The sequence below is a fragment of the Myxosarcina sp. GI1(2024) genome, assembly GCF_053543375.1.
Genome location: NZ_JBKGTY010000006.1, coordinates 62,476 through 78,759 on the forward strand (window position 1 = coordinate 62,476; position 16,284 = coordinate 78,759).

General features: G+C 40.8%; 13 protein-coding genes. 3 read left to right on the plus strand and 10 right to left on the minus strand.

All coding sequences use genetic code 11. The features are described 5' to 3' along the window. Positions 1-69 precede the first annotated feature (69 nt). The 3 genes from ACLFKQ_RS20560 to hisG form a co-directional block, all read right to left on the minus strand. Entirely contained in the window at positions 70-894 is an 825-nt protein-coding gene (locus tag ACLFKQ_RS20560) for a class I SAM-dependent methyltransferase (RefSeq protein WP_449001618.1), read from the minus strand. 135 nt (positions 895-1,029) lie between these two features. Then, positions 1,030-2,361, minus strand: coding sequence for a deoxyguanosinetriphosphate triphosphohydrolase family protein (locus ACLFKQ_RS20565; RefSeq protein WP_449001619.1), 1,332 nt, complete (start codon positions 2,359-2,361; stop codon positions 1,030-1,032). Between the two features lie 55 nt (positions 2,362-2,416). Beyond that, positions 2,417-3,055, minus strand: a complete 639-nt coding sequence (hisG, locus tag ACLFKQ_RS20570) for an ATP phosphoribosyltransferase (protein WP_449001620.1) — start codon at positions 3,053-3,055, stop codon at positions 2,417-2,419. A 312-nt stretch (positions 3,056-3,367) separates the two neighbouring features. Here hisG and ACLFKQ_RS20575 point away from each other — a divergent pair, with 312 nt between their 5' ends. Continuing rightward, positions 3,368-3,838, plus strand: coding sequence for a GNAT family N-acetyltransferase (locus tag ACLFKQ_RS20575; protein ID WP_449001621.1), 471 nt, complete (start codon positions 3,368-3,370; stop codon positions 3,836-3,838). A 156-nt stretch (positions 3,839-3,994) separates the two neighbouring features. Here the strand turns inward: ACLFKQ_RS20575 and ACLFKQ_RS20580 are convergent. Further along, positions 3,995-4,749 (minus strand): IS5 family transposase gene (locus ACLFKQ_RS20580; protein WP_448998612.1). Its coding sequence is split into 2 segments (ribosomal slippage): positions 3,995-4,426 and positions 4,429-4,749, totalling 753 coding nucleotides; the frame shifts between segments, so codons are not numbered across the junction. A 205-nt stretch (positions 4,750-4,954) separates the two neighbouring features. After that, entirely contained in the window at positions 4,955-5,530 is a 576-nt protein-coding gene (locus tag ACLFKQ_RS20585; protein ID WP_449001622.1) for a fasciclin domain-containing protein, read from the minus strand. Positions 5,531-5,913: 383 nt separating this feature from the next. Here ACLFKQ_RS20585 and ACLFKQ_RS20590 point away from each other — a divergent pair, with 383 nt between their 5' ends. After that, positions 5,914-8,217, plus strand: coding sequence for a tetratricopeptide repeat protein (locus ACLFKQ_RS20590; protein WP_449001623.1), 2,304 nt, complete (start codon positions 5,914-5,916; stop codon positions 8,215-8,217). Positions 8,218-8,323: 106 nt separating this feature from the next. Here the strand turns inward: ACLFKQ_RS20590 and ACLFKQ_RS20595 are convergent, their stop codons facing one another. From ACLFKQ_RS20595 to ACLFKQ_RS20615, 5 genes are all read right to left on the minus strand, one after another. Next, complete coding sequence (locus ACLFKQ_RS20595; RefSeq protein WP_449001624.1) at positions 8,324-10,405, minus strand: iron uptake porin; 2,082 nt, start codon at positions 10,403-10,405, stop codon at positions 8,324-8,326. 237 nt (positions 10,406-10,642) lie between these two features. Further along, entirely contained in the window at positions 10,643-11,908 is a 1,266-nt protein-coding gene (locus tag ACLFKQ_RS20600) for a S1 family peptidase (protein WP_449001625.1), read from the minus strand. Between the two features lie 327 nt (positions 11,909-12,235). Then, positions 12,236-13,456 (minus strand): DUF3747 domain-containing protein, encoded by a 1,221-nt coding sequence (locus ACLFKQ_RS20605; protein WP_449001626.1) that lies wholly within the window; start codon positions 13,454-13,456, stop codon positions 12,236-12,238. 148 nt (positions 13,457-13,604) lie between these two features. Continuing rightward, a complete protein-coding gene (locus ACLFKQ_RS20610; protein WP_449001627.1) occupies positions 13,605-14,342 on the minus strand; it encodes a 16S rRNA (uracil(1498)-N(3))-methyltransferase in 738 nt (245 codons plus the stop codon). A 51-nt stretch (positions 14,343-14,393) separates the two neighbouring features. Next, positions 14,394-15,116 (minus strand): A/G-specific adenine glycosylase, encoded by a 723-nt coding sequence (locus tag ACLFKQ_RS20615; protein ID WP_449001628.1) that lies wholly within the window; start codon positions 15,114-15,116, stop codon positions 14,394-14,396. Positions 15,117-15,871: 755 nt separating this feature from the next. Here ACLFKQ_RS20615 and ACLFKQ_RS20620 point away from each other — a divergent pair. Further along, positions 15,872-16,234: a hypothetical protein gene (locus ACLFKQ_RS20620; RefSeq protein ID WP_449001629.1), complete on the plus strand. Its 363-nt coding sequence runs from the start codon at positions 15,872-15,874 to the stop codon at positions 16,232-16,234. Positions 16,235-16,284 lie beyond the last annotated feature (50 nt).

Sequence of the window (16,284 nt, forward strand, 5' to 3'; positions counted from 1 at the left end):
AAGTAATTGGTTTGTTTGGTAATTGCTAATCTGGCGATCGCATTTGGTTAAATGCACGCCCTAAAATAATTACTTTAGTCCAATAGCAAAATAAGCAGTAGCATCGCACCAGCTACCCTTTTGGCTACTTTCTATTTTCTCAAATTCAGCGATAAATTCTGCTTTGCAAGATTCTAATTGTTCTGGTGGTAAGTCCCATACCTGATAACCAAAAGCATTCTTTGAATTGCTCTGCCAAATAGATAATGCAGTTTCACGGCTAGGATAATAATACCAACCCGAAACATCCTCGTGTATTTTAATTTCTTTGAATCCTGCTGCTGCCAAAGCTCGAACACATTTTTCCTGAGTTCCTAGAGGATGATTTGGTTCGGACACATTGACACCATGTTTGCGAAGTATAGAACGATATAAGATAGCAGGATAAAAAGCTTTTTCCGACCAGGCATTAAAAGCCATAAAACCGCCCGATTTTAGCCATCGATGGCATTTTTGTAAAACAGCAGAAATATTTGTTAGATAAATCAGTGCCAGAGAACAAAAAATTCCATCGAAACTTTTTTCGGTAAATTCAAATTCTTCTACATCCCCTTCTTTAAATTCAATATTCTTCAATTGCCGAGCCTCAATTTTTTCCTGGGCTTTTGATAACATTCCCTGTGAAATATCTACTCCGAGTACATATCCTTCTCGATCGACAATTTCAGCAACAGAAACAGCTACTATCCCCGTTCCCGTAGCAAGATATAAAACTCGATCGCCTCTTTTTAAAGGAGCTAATTTTACTAAACGATTGCCATAATAATGGTAAAAAGTTCGCTCATCATAACTGTTTCTGCGATTGAAATCTGTTTTGATTTGCTGTTTATGACTTGTTGGATTAATTTGATTCATTCATTGATGCGAGCGCCTTATAATTCGCTTGCTGCAAATATGGCTATAATCTAATCGTAATAGTAAGAAAGCAAAATAAGTTAGTTAATGTAAAGTAAGAATTACTAGCTTCGAGTTTAGCTATTATGATAACGATCACTCCCAATAGTCAAGAAAAGAACCCTGATTGATTCCCGTAAGGCGACGATATTGCAATACCGCCTCCGCCTCGCTCAATCCCGCAACAATATCTACCGCCATGCGAGTCTTTTCTCGACTGACATCTTCGCCTCGAGTAGCGCGTTCGCACAGTTCTAAATACTCTCGGACAAATCGGGCGGGTATAAAACTCAGCTCGTTGTCGCTAATGGCTTCGTGATAGATTTCAAACAGAGTGCGAATAATCCTTTTTTGTCCGTATCTTTGAGTAGCCAAACGAGGATTAGAAATTACATAAGACCAGACAATTCGTTGCAAGAACTTTAATTCTTCTTCTTTTGCCCGGTCGTACTGCAAATAACCGCGAGCGCCATATTCCGTACTCAGGCTTACTGAGTGGATATAAGTTTGAATGAGTTGGGAACTGATTCGCTTGATTTGGGCTTTTTGCTCGAAAGAACCCGGTCGATACTGTCCTTTGAGATTGTATGTGGCATTGAGAAAGTTTTGAAAGCGATAGGGATTTTGTTTAACTACTCGGGCGACATGGTGTTGGGGAAATTCTCGCAGCCATTCGGTAATAAATCTGTCTAATTCATCGCGGTCGGTGGCTAATAGTTCTAGGGGAATTAGACCTGCTAAATAAAAATCTTCTAAATCGTGAACGCTGTAGGTAATGTCGTCAGCAAAGTCCATAATGCTGGCTTCGATGGTTTGGCGATGATTTTTATCGGGTCTGATAAATAAAAATGCCTCTTTATCGAGATCGTAAATTGAATACTTGTGCTGTTGTTTGGACTGGGGAACTAGCGATCGCATCCAGGGATATTTACAAACGGCGTTGAGAGTTGCCCTAGTTAGATTCAAACCATAGTAATCGATTCGATGAATTGCTAGCCGCGTTAAGATGCGAAATGATTGAGCATTGCCTTCAAAACCATCTGGTAAACCTGCTTTGGTAGCACAGCGATCTAATTCTTCTTCGGCAGTATGACCGAAGGGAGGGTGTCCGAGGTCGTGTCCTAATGCCGCAGCTTCTACGACATCGGCGTCTACTCCCCCAACCATAACGGCGACATCTGGCTGTTGAGCCAGTAATTTTTCTGACAGTCTTCTGGCAACCTGAGCCACTTTGAGAGAATGAGTCAGACGGTTATGAAATACATGACCTTCTTGGGCGGTAACTACCTGAGTCACCTGTGCCAAACGGCGGAAAGCTGAAGAATAGAGAATGCGATCGCGATCGACTTGAAAAGATTTACGACTATCTCCTGGTTTGTTACCTCGTTCGTTAAAAGGATTGTGCTGTCTTTCTTCCCGTCCTAACATTACGACTAGTATTAATAAAATTTAGTTCGAGCGCCATTTCGCTGTTTAACTAATATTAACCATCGAGATCGCAATCGAGTTTAGCTACCCAGTCATTTAAATTGTCGCGGTTGAGTCGGTAGCTTAGAGGATGAGCGATTAACCTAGCAGTACTCTGATAAAGAACTTCTATTTCGATTAAGCCATTTTCTTTCAGAGTGCGTCCAGTAGAAACTAAATCGACGATCGCCTCAGACATTCCTGTAATCGGTCCGAGTTCTACAGATCCGGACAAAGGCACTATTTCTATTGGTAGATCGATGCTGTCAAAATACTCTTTAGCACAGTTGACAAACTTAGAGGCTACTCTACCATGAGGAGGCAATTCTCGCGATCGCCTGTAGCTGCTGGTGGCAGGTACGGCAACGGACATACGACAATATCCAAACTGAAGATCGCTTAGATTAGCTACCTGAGGTCGTTTTTCCCGCAAGACATCATAACCGACAATTCCCAACTGTGCCTGTCCGTACTCGACGTATACGGGAACATCTTGCGCCCTAACGAGTAAAGCACGAGCAGTTTTAGTTGACTCCACACTCTGAAGTTGTCGATTGCTTTTATCGAGAAAAATCCCAAAATCCCAACCGATATTTTGCAAGATTTTAATGCTGTCTGGTAATAATGCACCCTTGGGTAAGGCAATAGTAATCATAGAAACACTTTGTCAGAACCATTTCGATCTTATATTTTGCTTACTTTGCAGCTGTATAACTTGCTAAAACTAACTATATTTAGGGTTTTCAGCCATATTGGTTCGATTTGTTGATGTCAGGAAATACAGACAATAAACCTTCGAAACTATCAAAAATTTTGTCAATATGGTTAACTAGTACACAAAAATTTATTTGGAAAATGACACGCTCAATGCGTCAAGACGAAAGTAATAAGTTTTGATTATTTTCGAGCTCGCATTTTAGGGCAATCAAGCTAACATCTATCATTACATAACAGAGGTTTTACTGGAATGGATTGCCGCCACATTCAGTTTTGTACGGACAAATCTAAGGTCGATTTTTCTCAGCTTCAAAACTTATTTAAAGCCACAGCTTTTTGGGCGAGAGAACGCAATCTAGAAGATTTGCAAATCGCGATCGCCAATAGCAATCCTGTAGTAACCGTTTGGGATAATCTCCGTTTGATTGGCTTTGCCAGGGCTACTTCCGATGGTATCTATCGCGCTGGCATTTGGGATGTCGTCATTCATCCTGAATATCAGGGTATGGGTTTGGGGCGCAAGTTAGTCGAAACAGTTTTGTCTCATCCTCTAGTTTGTAAAGTAGAGCGAGTGTATCTAACCACTACCTATCAACAAAGTTTCTACGAGCGTATTGGCTTCGTGCCTAACGATACTACTACGATGGTATTATACAATTCTCAACCTGCTTCTAACTTGTCTCTCCTAGAGCAGCGCTCGCCAATTGCCGTCGAAAACTAAAACTATGACTCAACCAAAACTACTGTTTTGAACAAAAGTCAGAAAAGATAACGGTGCGCTCGTCTCAAGTAATATTGAGTATGTCGAACTGACGTTAATATAGGGGGAAATACGCAACTTCTAATTTTTATAATTGGCTAGGTTCTGTTGACACAATTAACGCAACCAAATTAAAGCCGAAGCAAATTCGGCAAATCCCAAATAACATTCGTCAGTTTTGTCAAAACGGCTGAAAACGCGACGATAGTATTTAAGTTTGTTAAAAAAGCACTCAACTAGATGTCGCTCCTTGTACAGATGTGAATCGTAATCTCTAGGGTTGAGGCGACCAGAACGAGGCGGAATCACGCCTTGAGCACCAGTTTCCTCAATCAAGACCACAAAAGCATCACAATCATAGCCTTTATCGGCAATTACCTGTTGAGCTCGATAACCAGCCACCAATGCCTCTCCTTGACTGATATCGGCGGTTTGCCCTGGAGTCAGAAGCAACCGCAGCGGATTGCCCAACGCATCTACCACAGCATGTAACTTGGTACTAAATCCGCCACAAGAACCTCCTAAAGAGTGTTTTTCTGACCCCCTTTTGCTCCTGCTGCACAGGGATGAGCACGAATCATGGTGCTATCGGGAATTAAACTTTCTAAGTCAGCAGAGTGGGACATTTCTTGCAAGAGACGATGCCAAACTCCCTTCTGACACCAACGCCGATATCGTTTGTAGAGGCTGTTCCAGTTGCCAAAACGTTTGGGTAATTCACGCCATTGAGCACCTGTGCGAGTAATCCAGAGAACCGCATTCAGAAAACGACGACAAGCTTTGGGGTCTTTGATACGGATGTCTTGTTGGTGGCTCAGAACAACGAAAATTTGCTGCCAAGCAGAATCGTCCAACTTAACACGAGATTTCATGAAGAATTTTTTGACTAAAATCAGCAACTTCAGGTACTTTCTCATCTTTGCCTCTTTACGTCAACAGAACCTAAGGTGTTATTCATTTATTTCGATCGCCCAACGACTTTACTGCAAAAGAGCTAGCCGTTAAAAATCCCAATTTAAATGCATGTCAGCTTAATTCTCCAAGAATCTCTAGTCAAGTTCCTCTCGGTTTATCAGTCTATAATCCAGGAGGAATTAAAACGCGATCGATAGGAATAATTACCCCACCATCGGTAGCGGCTATCGGCTCACTTGCCGCAGCTTCGTTTAACTTAACATTGATTTTATCTCCCTCTGGCACCCCTGTAATTGTCACCGAACTTTTCTCTAGTTGTGTTGCTACTGCTCTCCTCTTAATATCTGCCTCGTTAATTGTGCCTCTAACTAGGTGGTATTGCAAAACTTGTTTTAAAGTTTTTGGATTAGCTAGCTTTTCTTTAGCTTCTGGGATTAAAGCCTCAAAAGCAGCTTCACTGGGTACGAGAACCGTCAGTGATTCTTGCTGTTGTATGGTTTCCCATAATCCCGCCTCCTCCAACTTCTGATTGAAGGTCGGGTACTGCTCCAAAATCGTTGCCAGATCTCCATCTTCAGACTCGTAAGGAGCAGCAAAGGGAGTAAAAAAACTAGCAGAGGGATATAAAAAAGATTGAGCAATTGCGGCAGTTGTTAGAGCAGAAGACCCCCCAAGTATAATTGTCGCAATTATTAATTTATTAAGTAGTAATTTATCCAGTAATTGTTTGGCGCTCATGATCTTAAGACAAGAAGATAAATAATTATGTTTAAACCGATGAATGCTTAATCTAAGTACAAAATTGTTAATCAATTTTCATAACCATAGAAATAACCGGTTGAAATTGTATCTTCGATAGATACAAATTTATCTAACTATCGTTAGGCGGCTAACATTCATATCACAATTCTAACTAAGGAAACCTTAGATTCACTTATAATAATTATTACAGCTATTAACTATGTATATTGCTAGATTAAATATGCAATTTTAGTTAAATTTTTTTAATCGTAACTACGATATTTTTCTCTTTAAAAGCGGATTTGTCAAGTAAGTATTAATAACCCTCTATTATATTTAGTTAACTTGCCTAAATGAATATACAAAAGCTGTTAGTCACCATGAATCGCCAGCAAATGATAGTTGGAAAAAGATATCGGCTCGTTCGGGAGTTGGGTAAAACTCAGTCGAGTACCATCTATTTGGCTCGAGATTTAGCTTTGCCAGAGCGCCCTAACTGCATTGTCCAACAATTTAGGTTGGAAGTAGCTGCGGAAAGATTGTGGCAAGATATTAGATTGATGTGTGCTAAAAAAGCTTCTTTATGGTTAAAGTTAGCATCTTATAGCCAAATACCTCAACTTTTGGCTTATTTTGAAGAATCAGACTGTATATATTTAGTTCAAGAATATATAGAAGGGACAAGTCTCGCTCACAAGCTACAACCGGGAAATAAAATAGCTGAAGGGCAAGTAATTTATTGGCTTCACGATCTTTTGAGTAGCCTGCAAATCATTCATCGCAATGGCATCATTCATGGCGATATTAAGCCTTCTCATATCGTAATTCGCGATTCTGATGAAAAAGCCTTTTTAGTTGATTTTGGCATTTTTAAAGCGATCGATGCCCGCTTTGTCAACGAAATGACATCGAATGCTTTTACTACAGACAATATTTATTACCCTACTCAGATTGTAGGTGAGCCTACTGCTAAAAGCGATATTCATGCTGTAGGGGCGATTGCGATCCAGGCGTTGACAGGAAATCAACCAGAGCGGTTTCTTAGAGAACGGACTAACGAAAAACTGCTTTGGCAAGCAGAAGTAGAAGTCAATCCTAAATTAGCGAAAATTCTCGATAAAACTGTCAGTCTCAATCCTGAAAATGGCTATATTTCAACAGCAGAGATGATTGAAGATTTGCAGCAACTTCCCTTATTTGCGATCGCTTCGAAAACCACGGCTTTGGAAAATAATCTTCGTGAACCCCAAGAGACTAAAATTCCACCACCAATGGATCGAGCTGTGAAAACAAAACAACATCGACAATTCCAGTGGAAACTCTCCTATCTTTTATTACCTTTAGCTGGCATTGTCTTAACTCTGGCGGGGTGGGAGCTGGTGATTCCTACTTTTAGACCACTATATTATCTCGATCGCGGTAATAATTCTCTTCCAGAACAACCCCAGATTGCCCTGAAGTATTTTCAGGAAGCACTTTATCTCAAGCCCCAAATGACTAATGCCTGGATAGGAAGAGGAGATGCTTTATTTGCGATCGAACGCTCCCAAGCAGCTTTGGTATCCTATGATAAAGCCACTAGATTAAAACCAGACTCTCCTGAAGCATGGCAAGGGCGTGGAGAAGTTTTGTATCGTTTACAGCGGTTTGAAGCAGCGAAAACAGCTTTCGATAAAGCTTTAGAACTGGAACCAAATAATGCTGAGATTTTAAATCGTAAAGGCAGAGCATTATATAAACTAGAACGCTATCAAGAGGCTCTTGCGACACAAGAAGCTGCCTTAAAACTTCAACCCAATAATGCTACTGCTTTAAGCGATCGCGGACTGGCTCTCATTGGATTGGGTCAATATCAAGAAGCTCTAATTTCATTTAGTCGAGCTCAGGCAGTAGAACCTGAAAATCCCCAACTCTTGCAGAATAAAGCTTTAGCTTTACAATTACTCAATAGACCCCAAGAAGCATCTCGTCTCTATCAAGAAGCTTTGCTAGCTTACGATCGCCAGATCGAAGAAAATCCCAACAACATCTTTGCAATCATTGATAAGGCAAACGTTTTAAATCAACTGCGACAATACCAACAAGCTCTGGCTACTTACGAACGAGCTCTGGAAATTAATCCTGATTCGACCTTAGCTTCTATAGGTAAAGGTAATACTTTTTTTGCTCTGCGTGAATACGATAAAGCCTTAGAAACATTCGACCGTGCCCTAAAATTGCAGCCAGAATCTTATTTAATCTGGCACAATCGTGGTTCTCTGCTGCGTGATGGTCTGAAAGACTTGCCCGAAGCGATCGCCTCTTACGAGAAAGCAGTTCAAATTAATCCTAGCTTTTACCATGCCTGGCGAGATCTGGGATTTGCCTATAGTCAAAATCAGCAACACGATCGAGCGATCGAATCTTTCGAGCGTGCTGTAAGTATTAATAATAACGATTATAAAACTTGGGTTGGTAAAGGTATTGCCCTTTCTTCTCTCGGTAGAGTTGATGAGGCGATCTCTGCATTTGATCGCGCTGCTACAATTCAACCCCAAGACCCCTTTGTGTGGATTAATCGTGGTTTTGCTTTAGAAAGAGCCCAACGATATACTGAGGCATGCGATGCCTATCAACAGGTGAGAAATATTAACCCTAGTTTTGCGGCAGCCAATCAGGCAATTGCCAGAATTGGTTGTCGTTAGTCTTAAAATTTAGAGTCTATAACTGTAACTCGCGTTTGGATAAAAAAAGTCATCAGTGGGATTAACTAATGACTTTCTATGATTTGAATTACTGAATTACTAACGTCTAAAAACGGAAAGTAGTACGAATTGTTCCGACATAAATAGTATCGTTGGCTTCGATATGACCTGGATTAGTCACGAAAAAGAACCCGGGGGTAATCCAGATATAGTCGTTGACTCTGAAACGATAAAAGAATTCAAAGTGCAGCGAAGTAGCTTCGTCTTCTTGACTGATTCTTTCTGGTAAATCACCCGCCTCAACTAAATCTTCAGCCACTTGCACAATATTTTCGTCAGTTCGGGGCAAACCTCTTTCATCTACCTCTTGTAGGATTGTTCCTACGGTATTCAGATTAGGATTATTGTCGGTTACCGCTAAATTTTCTTCATTATTAATCACCTGCTCGAAAAATGGTACTGGTGTTCCTGGAGTTTCTGGTCCTGCATCAACTAATTTGGGAGGCATACCAAAAACAAATCCAAATAAATCCCCTTCTCTGCCAAATGGATCCCTCAAACCTAGAGAAAGACTAAAAGTTGCTGAATTAGCAAAAGGCTCTTTTCCTGCTGAAGCCCCAATTGCTTCGTTATCTTCAGGAAGTTCGTTGAGAAAGTTGGTAACTGTATACCCTCCCCAAGCTGCTAAATTTATCTTCTCTGTTGCATTCCACTGAAAACTACCACCCACCGCATTGATTTGTGCAGGTTGTTCATCTAGAGGAATACTACAACAAGGACCAAATGGAGGGACTTCTGGATTTGGTGGTGGAATAAAGGAATCAGAAACCAATCCTCCTGTTTCTGCATTGATACTACCGGTATAAGTACCTAATGTGCCATCGCTAGAGTAAGCATTAACGTAGTTAATACCGGTAACTATATCATCCGTTGGCTGAGCTAAAAGCTGTACTCCTAAAGCACTATGGTCGGCACCAAAAAAACCGCTCTCTGGGTTACCACTATCTCTAGTACCATAAGCAACTTGCAATCTCAAAGGGTCGAAGATTTGCCAATCAAACCCCAAACCTGCATCCATCGCTCCTCCAATTCGCAAAATAGGATTTAGCTGTCCGAAGCGTGAAATTGCGCCTCGTCCAAGATCGAAGAAAGGAGCATTAGCAGTCAAAACATTGCTGAGGGCAAAACCATAAGCTGCACCGTAAAAAACTACTCGATCGTCAAAAGCTGGAAACCGATATTCTAAAATGTCAACAAAAACCTCGTTTTCTAAACCAGCTTGATATCCAAAACGAGCCATATAAGTATTCAAAGAGCCGATATTTATAAAACCACCATCACTAAAGTTACCTGTAGTCAAAAATATCCGCAGGCGGTCTTGACCTGTAAAAGAACTTTGCAATCCCAAACGTGCTGTATAGGTAAAAACAGTTTCCGTATCGGGCTCGTCGCGATTGGAACAATCAGTTCCTCGACCAATATCATCAGAGGAACCTACAACAATACACCCCCCAGGAGGATCGCCGCCAAAAGCATCAGCTATGGCAAAGATAACTTCTGCATTAAAGATGGTTGTCGTGGAAAATTGATTGTCTTCTAAAAAAGCTATTCGTCCTTCCAAATTGTCGACTCGTCCGGCAATGGTAGCTAGTTCGGCTTCAAATTCCTGACTGAGTCGTTCTATGGTTTCGAGGTCTTCTCGTGCTACAGTTTCGGAAGCTGCAATTAACCTCTCTATTTGTTGTAGACAGCTATTTAAACCTGCGGCAAATTCGTAACGAGTTAAAGCCTGATTTCCACGATAGGTTCGATTGGGAAAACCTGCAATACAGCCATAGCGTTCTACTAGACTCCGTAAGGCTTCATAAGCCCAGTCTCCTGGTTCTACATCCCTCAGTTGGGATACATTAGTCAGTTGAGATATAGAGCCATCTACAGTAAATAAGGAATTATCTTGTAATGATTCTGCCGTAGTTTGATAATCAAGAATTTCTGATTTGGATAAAATACTCGGGGTAACTACGGTTGAAGTTGAATTAGTATTTTGGGAAGTTAATTTACTTTGTTCGATTGGTTTGGAGTTCAACTGAGAATTGGAAGCAGTTAATTCTTGGTTCGTTTCCGCTCTAGCTACGGAAGTCCACAAGAGGAAAAAGAATAATCCCGATACTAAATATTTGCTATTCAATTTTTACACCTCACACCAAGAGAAAATATTAATTACATCGAGCTGGTTAATAATTTAAACGCAACCGATGATTTCTCAATTTTCTCTTTAGGTCGTCTTTACGGGATTAAAAAAGACTTTCTATTTAACAAAAATTTTATTTAATAAAAATTAATTAATAAAGTCTAAATCGCTAATTTTTTTGTTATGTTTTGTTAACTAATATAACGATTTAATAAGAAATAGTCATCGCGTACATCAATTACATGGTTCTCCCAAGAGTAAAAAACGACAACCAGGAGAAGGTTCATCTCGTAACAAGTTCTTTAAAGAAAAACTTTCATATAGATCTTCAACCACGTCTTCTCGTTCGCCTAGATCTATTCTTCCAGTAAGGTCGTTGTTGGCAGCAATATCTAAAATGCCACTATCGCTATTTGATTCAAAAATAGGTGTTCGTGCTGCTTCAATAAAACTTTGGTTCGGAGGTTGACGGTTAAACAGCAGTTTAATATCGAGCTGGTTATTTAGCTGGTTCCACAGCGAGAAAAAATTATTGGCATTCTGACCGCTACTAAATTGGGAGTGAAGCACTGGTGGCTCGTAGTCAACTGCTGTTGCCATGACTTCTGCTAAGTCTTCTGTTTCCAAACCCAGGCGATCTTCCTCTGCTTGATTTACGGAACAGTATTTTCTAACTAACATTCCTTTATCCGCCGAACCACGACCATGAACGCCAATGACAAAACCATTTTGGTCGAACACCGGACCACCACTCATGCCAGGACGAGTGAGGTCGATATAAAAAACACTGTAACCGTTCTCGCTAATACTGGTCTGTATTTTTCTAGTGATCGGAGCCCACGCTAAACGTCTTTGTCGGCGAGCAACCTTACCACGGCATTTTCCAGTATGGGGATCTTTTTCTTTTTCCGGATCGGGCCAACCAGATATATATACCGTTTCACCGAGATTAACTTTTTCTACGTCTCCTAAAGAAGCAATAGGATATTCTTTATCGCTATCAAAAGCAACTACTGCCAGATCTGTTCCCGCTACTCTTCCAGGCACGGTCAAAGCATAACATCCAAATCTTACTAAAGTTTGGCTGGTAATTTCGCCTTCAAGAGGACAGTTACGACCATCATCCACTTGTGTAATGGGATGAACTAGACCATCACTAGTCCGAATTCCATAGGGTAGATTCTGCTTTAAATGTCTTTGTTTGAAATTATGGGTGACTGTCAATACATAATATTTATTTCTTTGTCTGCCAATAATTACGCCAGAACCTGGATTCCAAACACCATCTGGATCGTTTTTACTAGCTAGAGGATTATTGCGATTTTCTTCTAATTCTTCAATTAATTCTGGTGTCAAACCCGGAGCAATCAAAACAGTAGTTTGCCTGGCAATAGAATTAATTTCTTCAAGAGATAATTCTGCCAATGCAGGTTGAGTAGCTATCAAACTAAGGCTAAAAACACTTAAAACCTGGCAGATTTTTTTGATCAAAGGCAACATGAAATCATCGATCTTTAAACTAAGATGTTTCTTCTATATTAGGCAATGAAAAGTACGGTCAACCTAAGAAGAAAAAAAAATTAATTAAAATTTTTCCGCTTGACTTTTGCTGTAGATAAATTCAAGAAAAAAACAAGAAAGTCAGAAATGTTACTAAAGCGATCGCGCTAGCAAATTACTTCACTAGAGAACATTCTTATCGGGCGGAGACAAATTCCGCCCACAGCCCCTGTTAAAAAAAGCGATGCGACTCCAACTACAGCTGGTTCTCAGCAAGAGAAAATCCACCAAGAGCCGAAGAAGCGTGGTTTGAACCTCACTCGATAGCTATAATTCGGGATCGAGCTTAGCTTTGTCAAACTCGTCGATCGCGCATTCATGCATTCTCAAAGTTGCTGCAGCTGCATAGTTACGTCCGGAAGGCGTGTCGGGATTGAAGCTATTGCCAGTTTCGTTGTATGCTGAGGCAACATTACAATATGCCGACATTTGCTGAATGAGATCTTGACCCCAGTGACCTGCAATATCGGTAAAATTAGCAACTTCTTGGTTAGCTACTAACTCTGAATCTAAACCTTCCTGGAGTTTGGCAAATTTAGCGGCGTTTTGTAAAATCGCCATCAATTCTGCTCTGGTAACCGGTTGTTCTGGTCTAAACGAACCGTCGGGATAACCAGTGACGATTTCATTGTCTTTTGCCCACTCGATTTTTGCCGCACTCCAACGGGAAGTATCCACATCTGGATATGGTCGAGCAGTAACTTGGTTTGGTGCTCGTACCTCGAGATTATCAATAGTATCTAATGCACCAAACACCATAGAAACCAGTTGTTCCCTGGTTAATGGTTCTTCGGGTCGAAAAGTATTATCTTCAAAGCCGGCAATAAACCCAAGTGCTACCGCTTGTTCGATTTCATTGGCATAAATATCACCGCCAGTATCTCTAAAACTGGTAGCTACCGTAGTCGGTGACGTTGGAGCAGCATCCCCTGCCGCGGCGATCGCAGCGGTATCCCCACTCAAATAATAGTGACCGAGAACTTTGTCGTCAATAGTCTTTTTAGTGATTTCCCAGCCTGGATTTAAATATATTTTATGGTATTCTCCTTCCTGTTCGCCAAAGGTAGTGCCAATCGTAGTGCGAGAGCGATCGTTTCGGTTTTGAGCGACTAACTCTAAAGTATCGCCTTTAGAAACCACACTGAGTAAATAATCTAAACTGGTGTCCTGACCATCGACGCGCACGGAATAACCGTTACTATCAGTCGCCCGATTACAACTACCTGTAAAATCAAAAGTAGTCCACAAAGGTTCGATAATCGTAGGCTGAGAACCACTTTCGCTCCAACACTGTTGTTGTCCGGGAATCTGTTCGATTACAGCTAGGTTATAGCCAATACTGCCTGCGGGGACGGCAATAACTGCGATTTGGTCGTCGGGTACATCGGTTTCGCTGACATCTACTGCATGAGTACTAAGGAGAGGGACTATGCTGCTGAGAATGGCTGTAGCGACGGTTGCTATGGTTAGGTTGCTAGAAAGTTTCATGATATTTACTGCTTGTTGTAACGAATACGATTAAAGCTCAAAACTTGGATTTCGTCCTCTTCAATCGAAATATGTTTACGAATACTTGTTTGCTGCGACCGCACTAGGAAAAAAGCGATCGCGCTGGCAATTGCAACCAGATCGATGACTAATTATTTAGTTTGAATGTTCCCCTCTCATTTTGCTCTAATACTGCAACTGCTATTGAAAGCGCGGTTATCGGTGCAGTAACAGCACGTAAGATGCGGTTGCCTAGAGTAACTGGTCGATAGCCTCCGGCGATCGCTAGCTCGATTTCTCTCGGCGTCCAACCACCTTCACACCCAGTAGCTATAGCTATTTCTGGTTCTGGCACTTGCTGGAAACTTTCCCATAAAGTAGCTAGATTGCCTCTGGCTACCCCAAGGAATTTCCGCTGGTAATCTGCCGTATTGTCTAATGCTTCTTGCCAAGAAACGGGTGTAAAAATATGAGGAACTATTTGTCTTTCTGACTGTTCGGCAGCTTCGACGGCAATTTTACGCCAGCGTTGTACCTTATTGAGACTTGGTTTGAGAATGGTGCGATCGCTGATGACTGGGATAAAATTACTTACTCCCAACTCCGTACAGCAGCGTACTATTTGTTCGTAACCGCTACCTTTAGGTAAAGCGGTAATTAGCGTAATCGATTTTGGTAATTCATTATTGATTTCAATCGGTTCGAGGAACTTGGCGCAGATGCCGGAAATTTCTGCGTTCCAAGCTTTACCCAGTCCATCCATGGCGATGAAGCGATCGCCAGACTTCAATCTTAAAACTCTCAATAAATAGTGCTGTTGCACTGGAGTTAGGGTAATAGCGCGATCGCTTATTTGATTCGGATCGATAGTTAAACGGTAAGCCAAAAGAAACTGAGTTAGTAGTTATTAATTCCAGACTTCGAACTTCAAATTCATCTATTCTCTATTCATAGCGTACCAACTGCATTTTTTGGCAAGGGGACAGCTAGTGCAATTGGGTTTTCTCGCAGTACATACTAAAGCTCCTAAATCGAGTAAAGTTAGATTCCACTGTCCTACTTTGCTTGGAGGTGCGGTTAGTTCCGCTGCCTGCCACAGAAGTTTACAACGAGATTTGACTCGTTCTCCTCGCAAACCAAAAAACCGTTCTAAGATACGAGCTACATTAGTATCGAGTATTGCTAAGGGTTGGTTAAAAACAGAAGCACAAATGGCGCGAGCAGTGTATCTGCCTACTCCTGGCAATTCTAATAACTTCAATTCGGAATCAGGTACTTTTCCGCCATATTCCTTAGCAATTATTTGGGCAGTTTGATGTAATCGAGCAGCGCGGAAGAAAAATCCTAAAGGTCGTAATAAATCCTCCAATTCGCTTACCGTCGCGGCACTCAAAGCCCTTACGCTAGGATAGCGATCGATAAAAGTCTGATAAAGTGGCAAAACCGTCATAGCATCGGTTCTTTGCAATAAAAATTCCGCTACCAGAATCTTATAGGGTTGATTTGTCTGTCGCCAGGGAAAATCTCTGAGGTTAGTTTTTTGCCAAAAAATCAGATGACCACGATACCAACTAACTTTCTTAGGAACGAGTAATCGATTAATTTGTTGCTCTCTTGTAGCGATCGAAGTCAGACTATTTTTGGCGATCGCAGTTTTCATTAGGCTAACTCTAGATGAATTGAGATGAATTTATTTGTATTCTAAATAAAAATTCCGAGCGGCAGTGACGAACTCAGTATTTTTAAGGCTTGAGATAGATTTAAAAAACTATTTATATTTTTAGACTAGCAATAATGAAGAAAAAAATGATTTTAGATAAAATAAATATGAGTGAAGAAGCTAAAAAAGTCGTACCTAAAACCGATCCCGAGAATGCCCAACCTGGTATAAGGTGCACCTGGGAAACAAACTGGCGTACAAACTGCTCAGACTACAGCCGTAAATCCCCCCGATGCTAAAATTCCTGCTGCTGAAGATGTCCAAGAAAACGTCGAACAGGTAAAAGCTGTAGAAGAACAAGAAGCAGGTACGGGAATGAAAACTACCGAGGGTTATACTATTGATGAAGCTGGACGTCTCGATAACTTGCCTGTAGAGCCAGAAGTTTATGTAGAAGAAAATTAACGGTTTGAAATTGAAATTGCAAAATTCATTTCATTAAGGCAATAGACAATACTTAATAGTATTTAACCTATAACAATAGAGAGAATTTTTCTCTATTTTTTTTTCTGTTCATTAAATAAAAATATTACTCTAAAGATAGATTCTGGATCGATATTTGCTGGATACTGGCAATAAGTTTAAAACTCATGACGGTGCGACGTGAGAAGAAAACCTATTTGAGTAACGAGCTATTAAAAAAAAATCGAGGTATCCTAAACAACAGTATAGATAGATCGACTTAGGAATTAGCCATGTTTGGAAAGCAGTCTCCAAAATCGCCGAGATCGGAAAAACCCAAAAACTTGCAGGATATTCAACTTTCACCACCTGAGACTGTAACCCCACCAGTTTCCCAATCTGATACTCTATTTCAAACAGAACCCTCACTAGTTCCCGAATCAGAGCTAGTTAATACTGTCGAAAAAATTAGCCGTATCGTTTCACCCTATTTTATCGTTATTGTCGGATTGACTTTGTATGAAAATAACTTTTTGTTCGGTACGATTCTAATTGCTACCGGAATTCTTTCTTTACTCAAAGTTTCTGCTAGAGATGTTGCCACTTTCTTTGAGTGGTTAAAAACCTTTTTTGGTTTTGACCACACTCAACCATAGTCAATCTCGACCAAAGCTCACAGCCAAGGAAAAATGGGATTTTCTACCCC

What these genes read in the sequence shown, in the direction of transcription:
- ACLFKQ_RS20575 (WP_449001621.1), top strand. Translation starts at nt 3,368, where the DNA reads ATGGATTGCCGCCACATTCAGTTTTGTACGGACAAATCTAAGGTCGAT.
- ACLFKQ_RS20560 (WP_449001618.1), bottom strand. Translation starts at nt 894, where the DNA reads ATGAATCAAATTAATCCAACAAGTCATAAACAGCAAATCAAAACAGAT.
- ACLFKQ_RS20615 (WP_449001628.1), bottom strand. Translation starts at nt 15,116, where the DNA reads ATGAAAACTGCGATCGCCAAAAATAGTCTGACTTCGATCGCTACAAGA.
- ACLFKQ_RS20600 (WP_449001625.1), bottom strand. Translation starts at nt 11,908, where the DNA reads ATGTTGCCTTTGATCAAAAAAATCTGCCAGGTTTTAAGTGTTTTTAGC.
- hisG (WP_449001620.1), bottom strand. Translation starts at nt 3,055, where the DNA reads ATGATTACTATTGCCTTACCCAAGGGTGCATTATTACCAGACAGCATT.
- ACLFKQ_RS20590 (WP_449001623.1), top strand. Translation starts at nt 5,914, where the DNA reads ATGAATCGCCAGCAAATGATAGTTGGAAAAAGATATCGGCTCGTTCGG.
- ACLFKQ_RS20585 (WP_449001622.1), bottom strand. Translation starts at nt 5,530, where the DNA reads ATGAGCGCCAAACAATTACTGGATAAATTACTACTTAATAAATTAATA.
- ACLFKQ_RS20605 (WP_449001626.1), bottom strand. Translation starts at nt 13,456, where the DNA reads ATGAAACTTTCTAGCAACCTAACCATAGCAACCGTCGCTACAGCCATT.
- ACLFKQ_RS20565 (WP_449001619.1), bottom strand. Translation starts at nt 2,361, where the DNA reads ATGTTAGGACGGGAAGAAAGACAGCACAATCCTTTTAACGAACGAGGT.
- ACLFKQ_RS20620 (WP_449001629.1), top strand. Translation starts at nt 15,872, where the DNA reads ATGTTTGGAAAGCAGTCTCCAAAATCGCCGAGATCGGAAAAACCCAAA.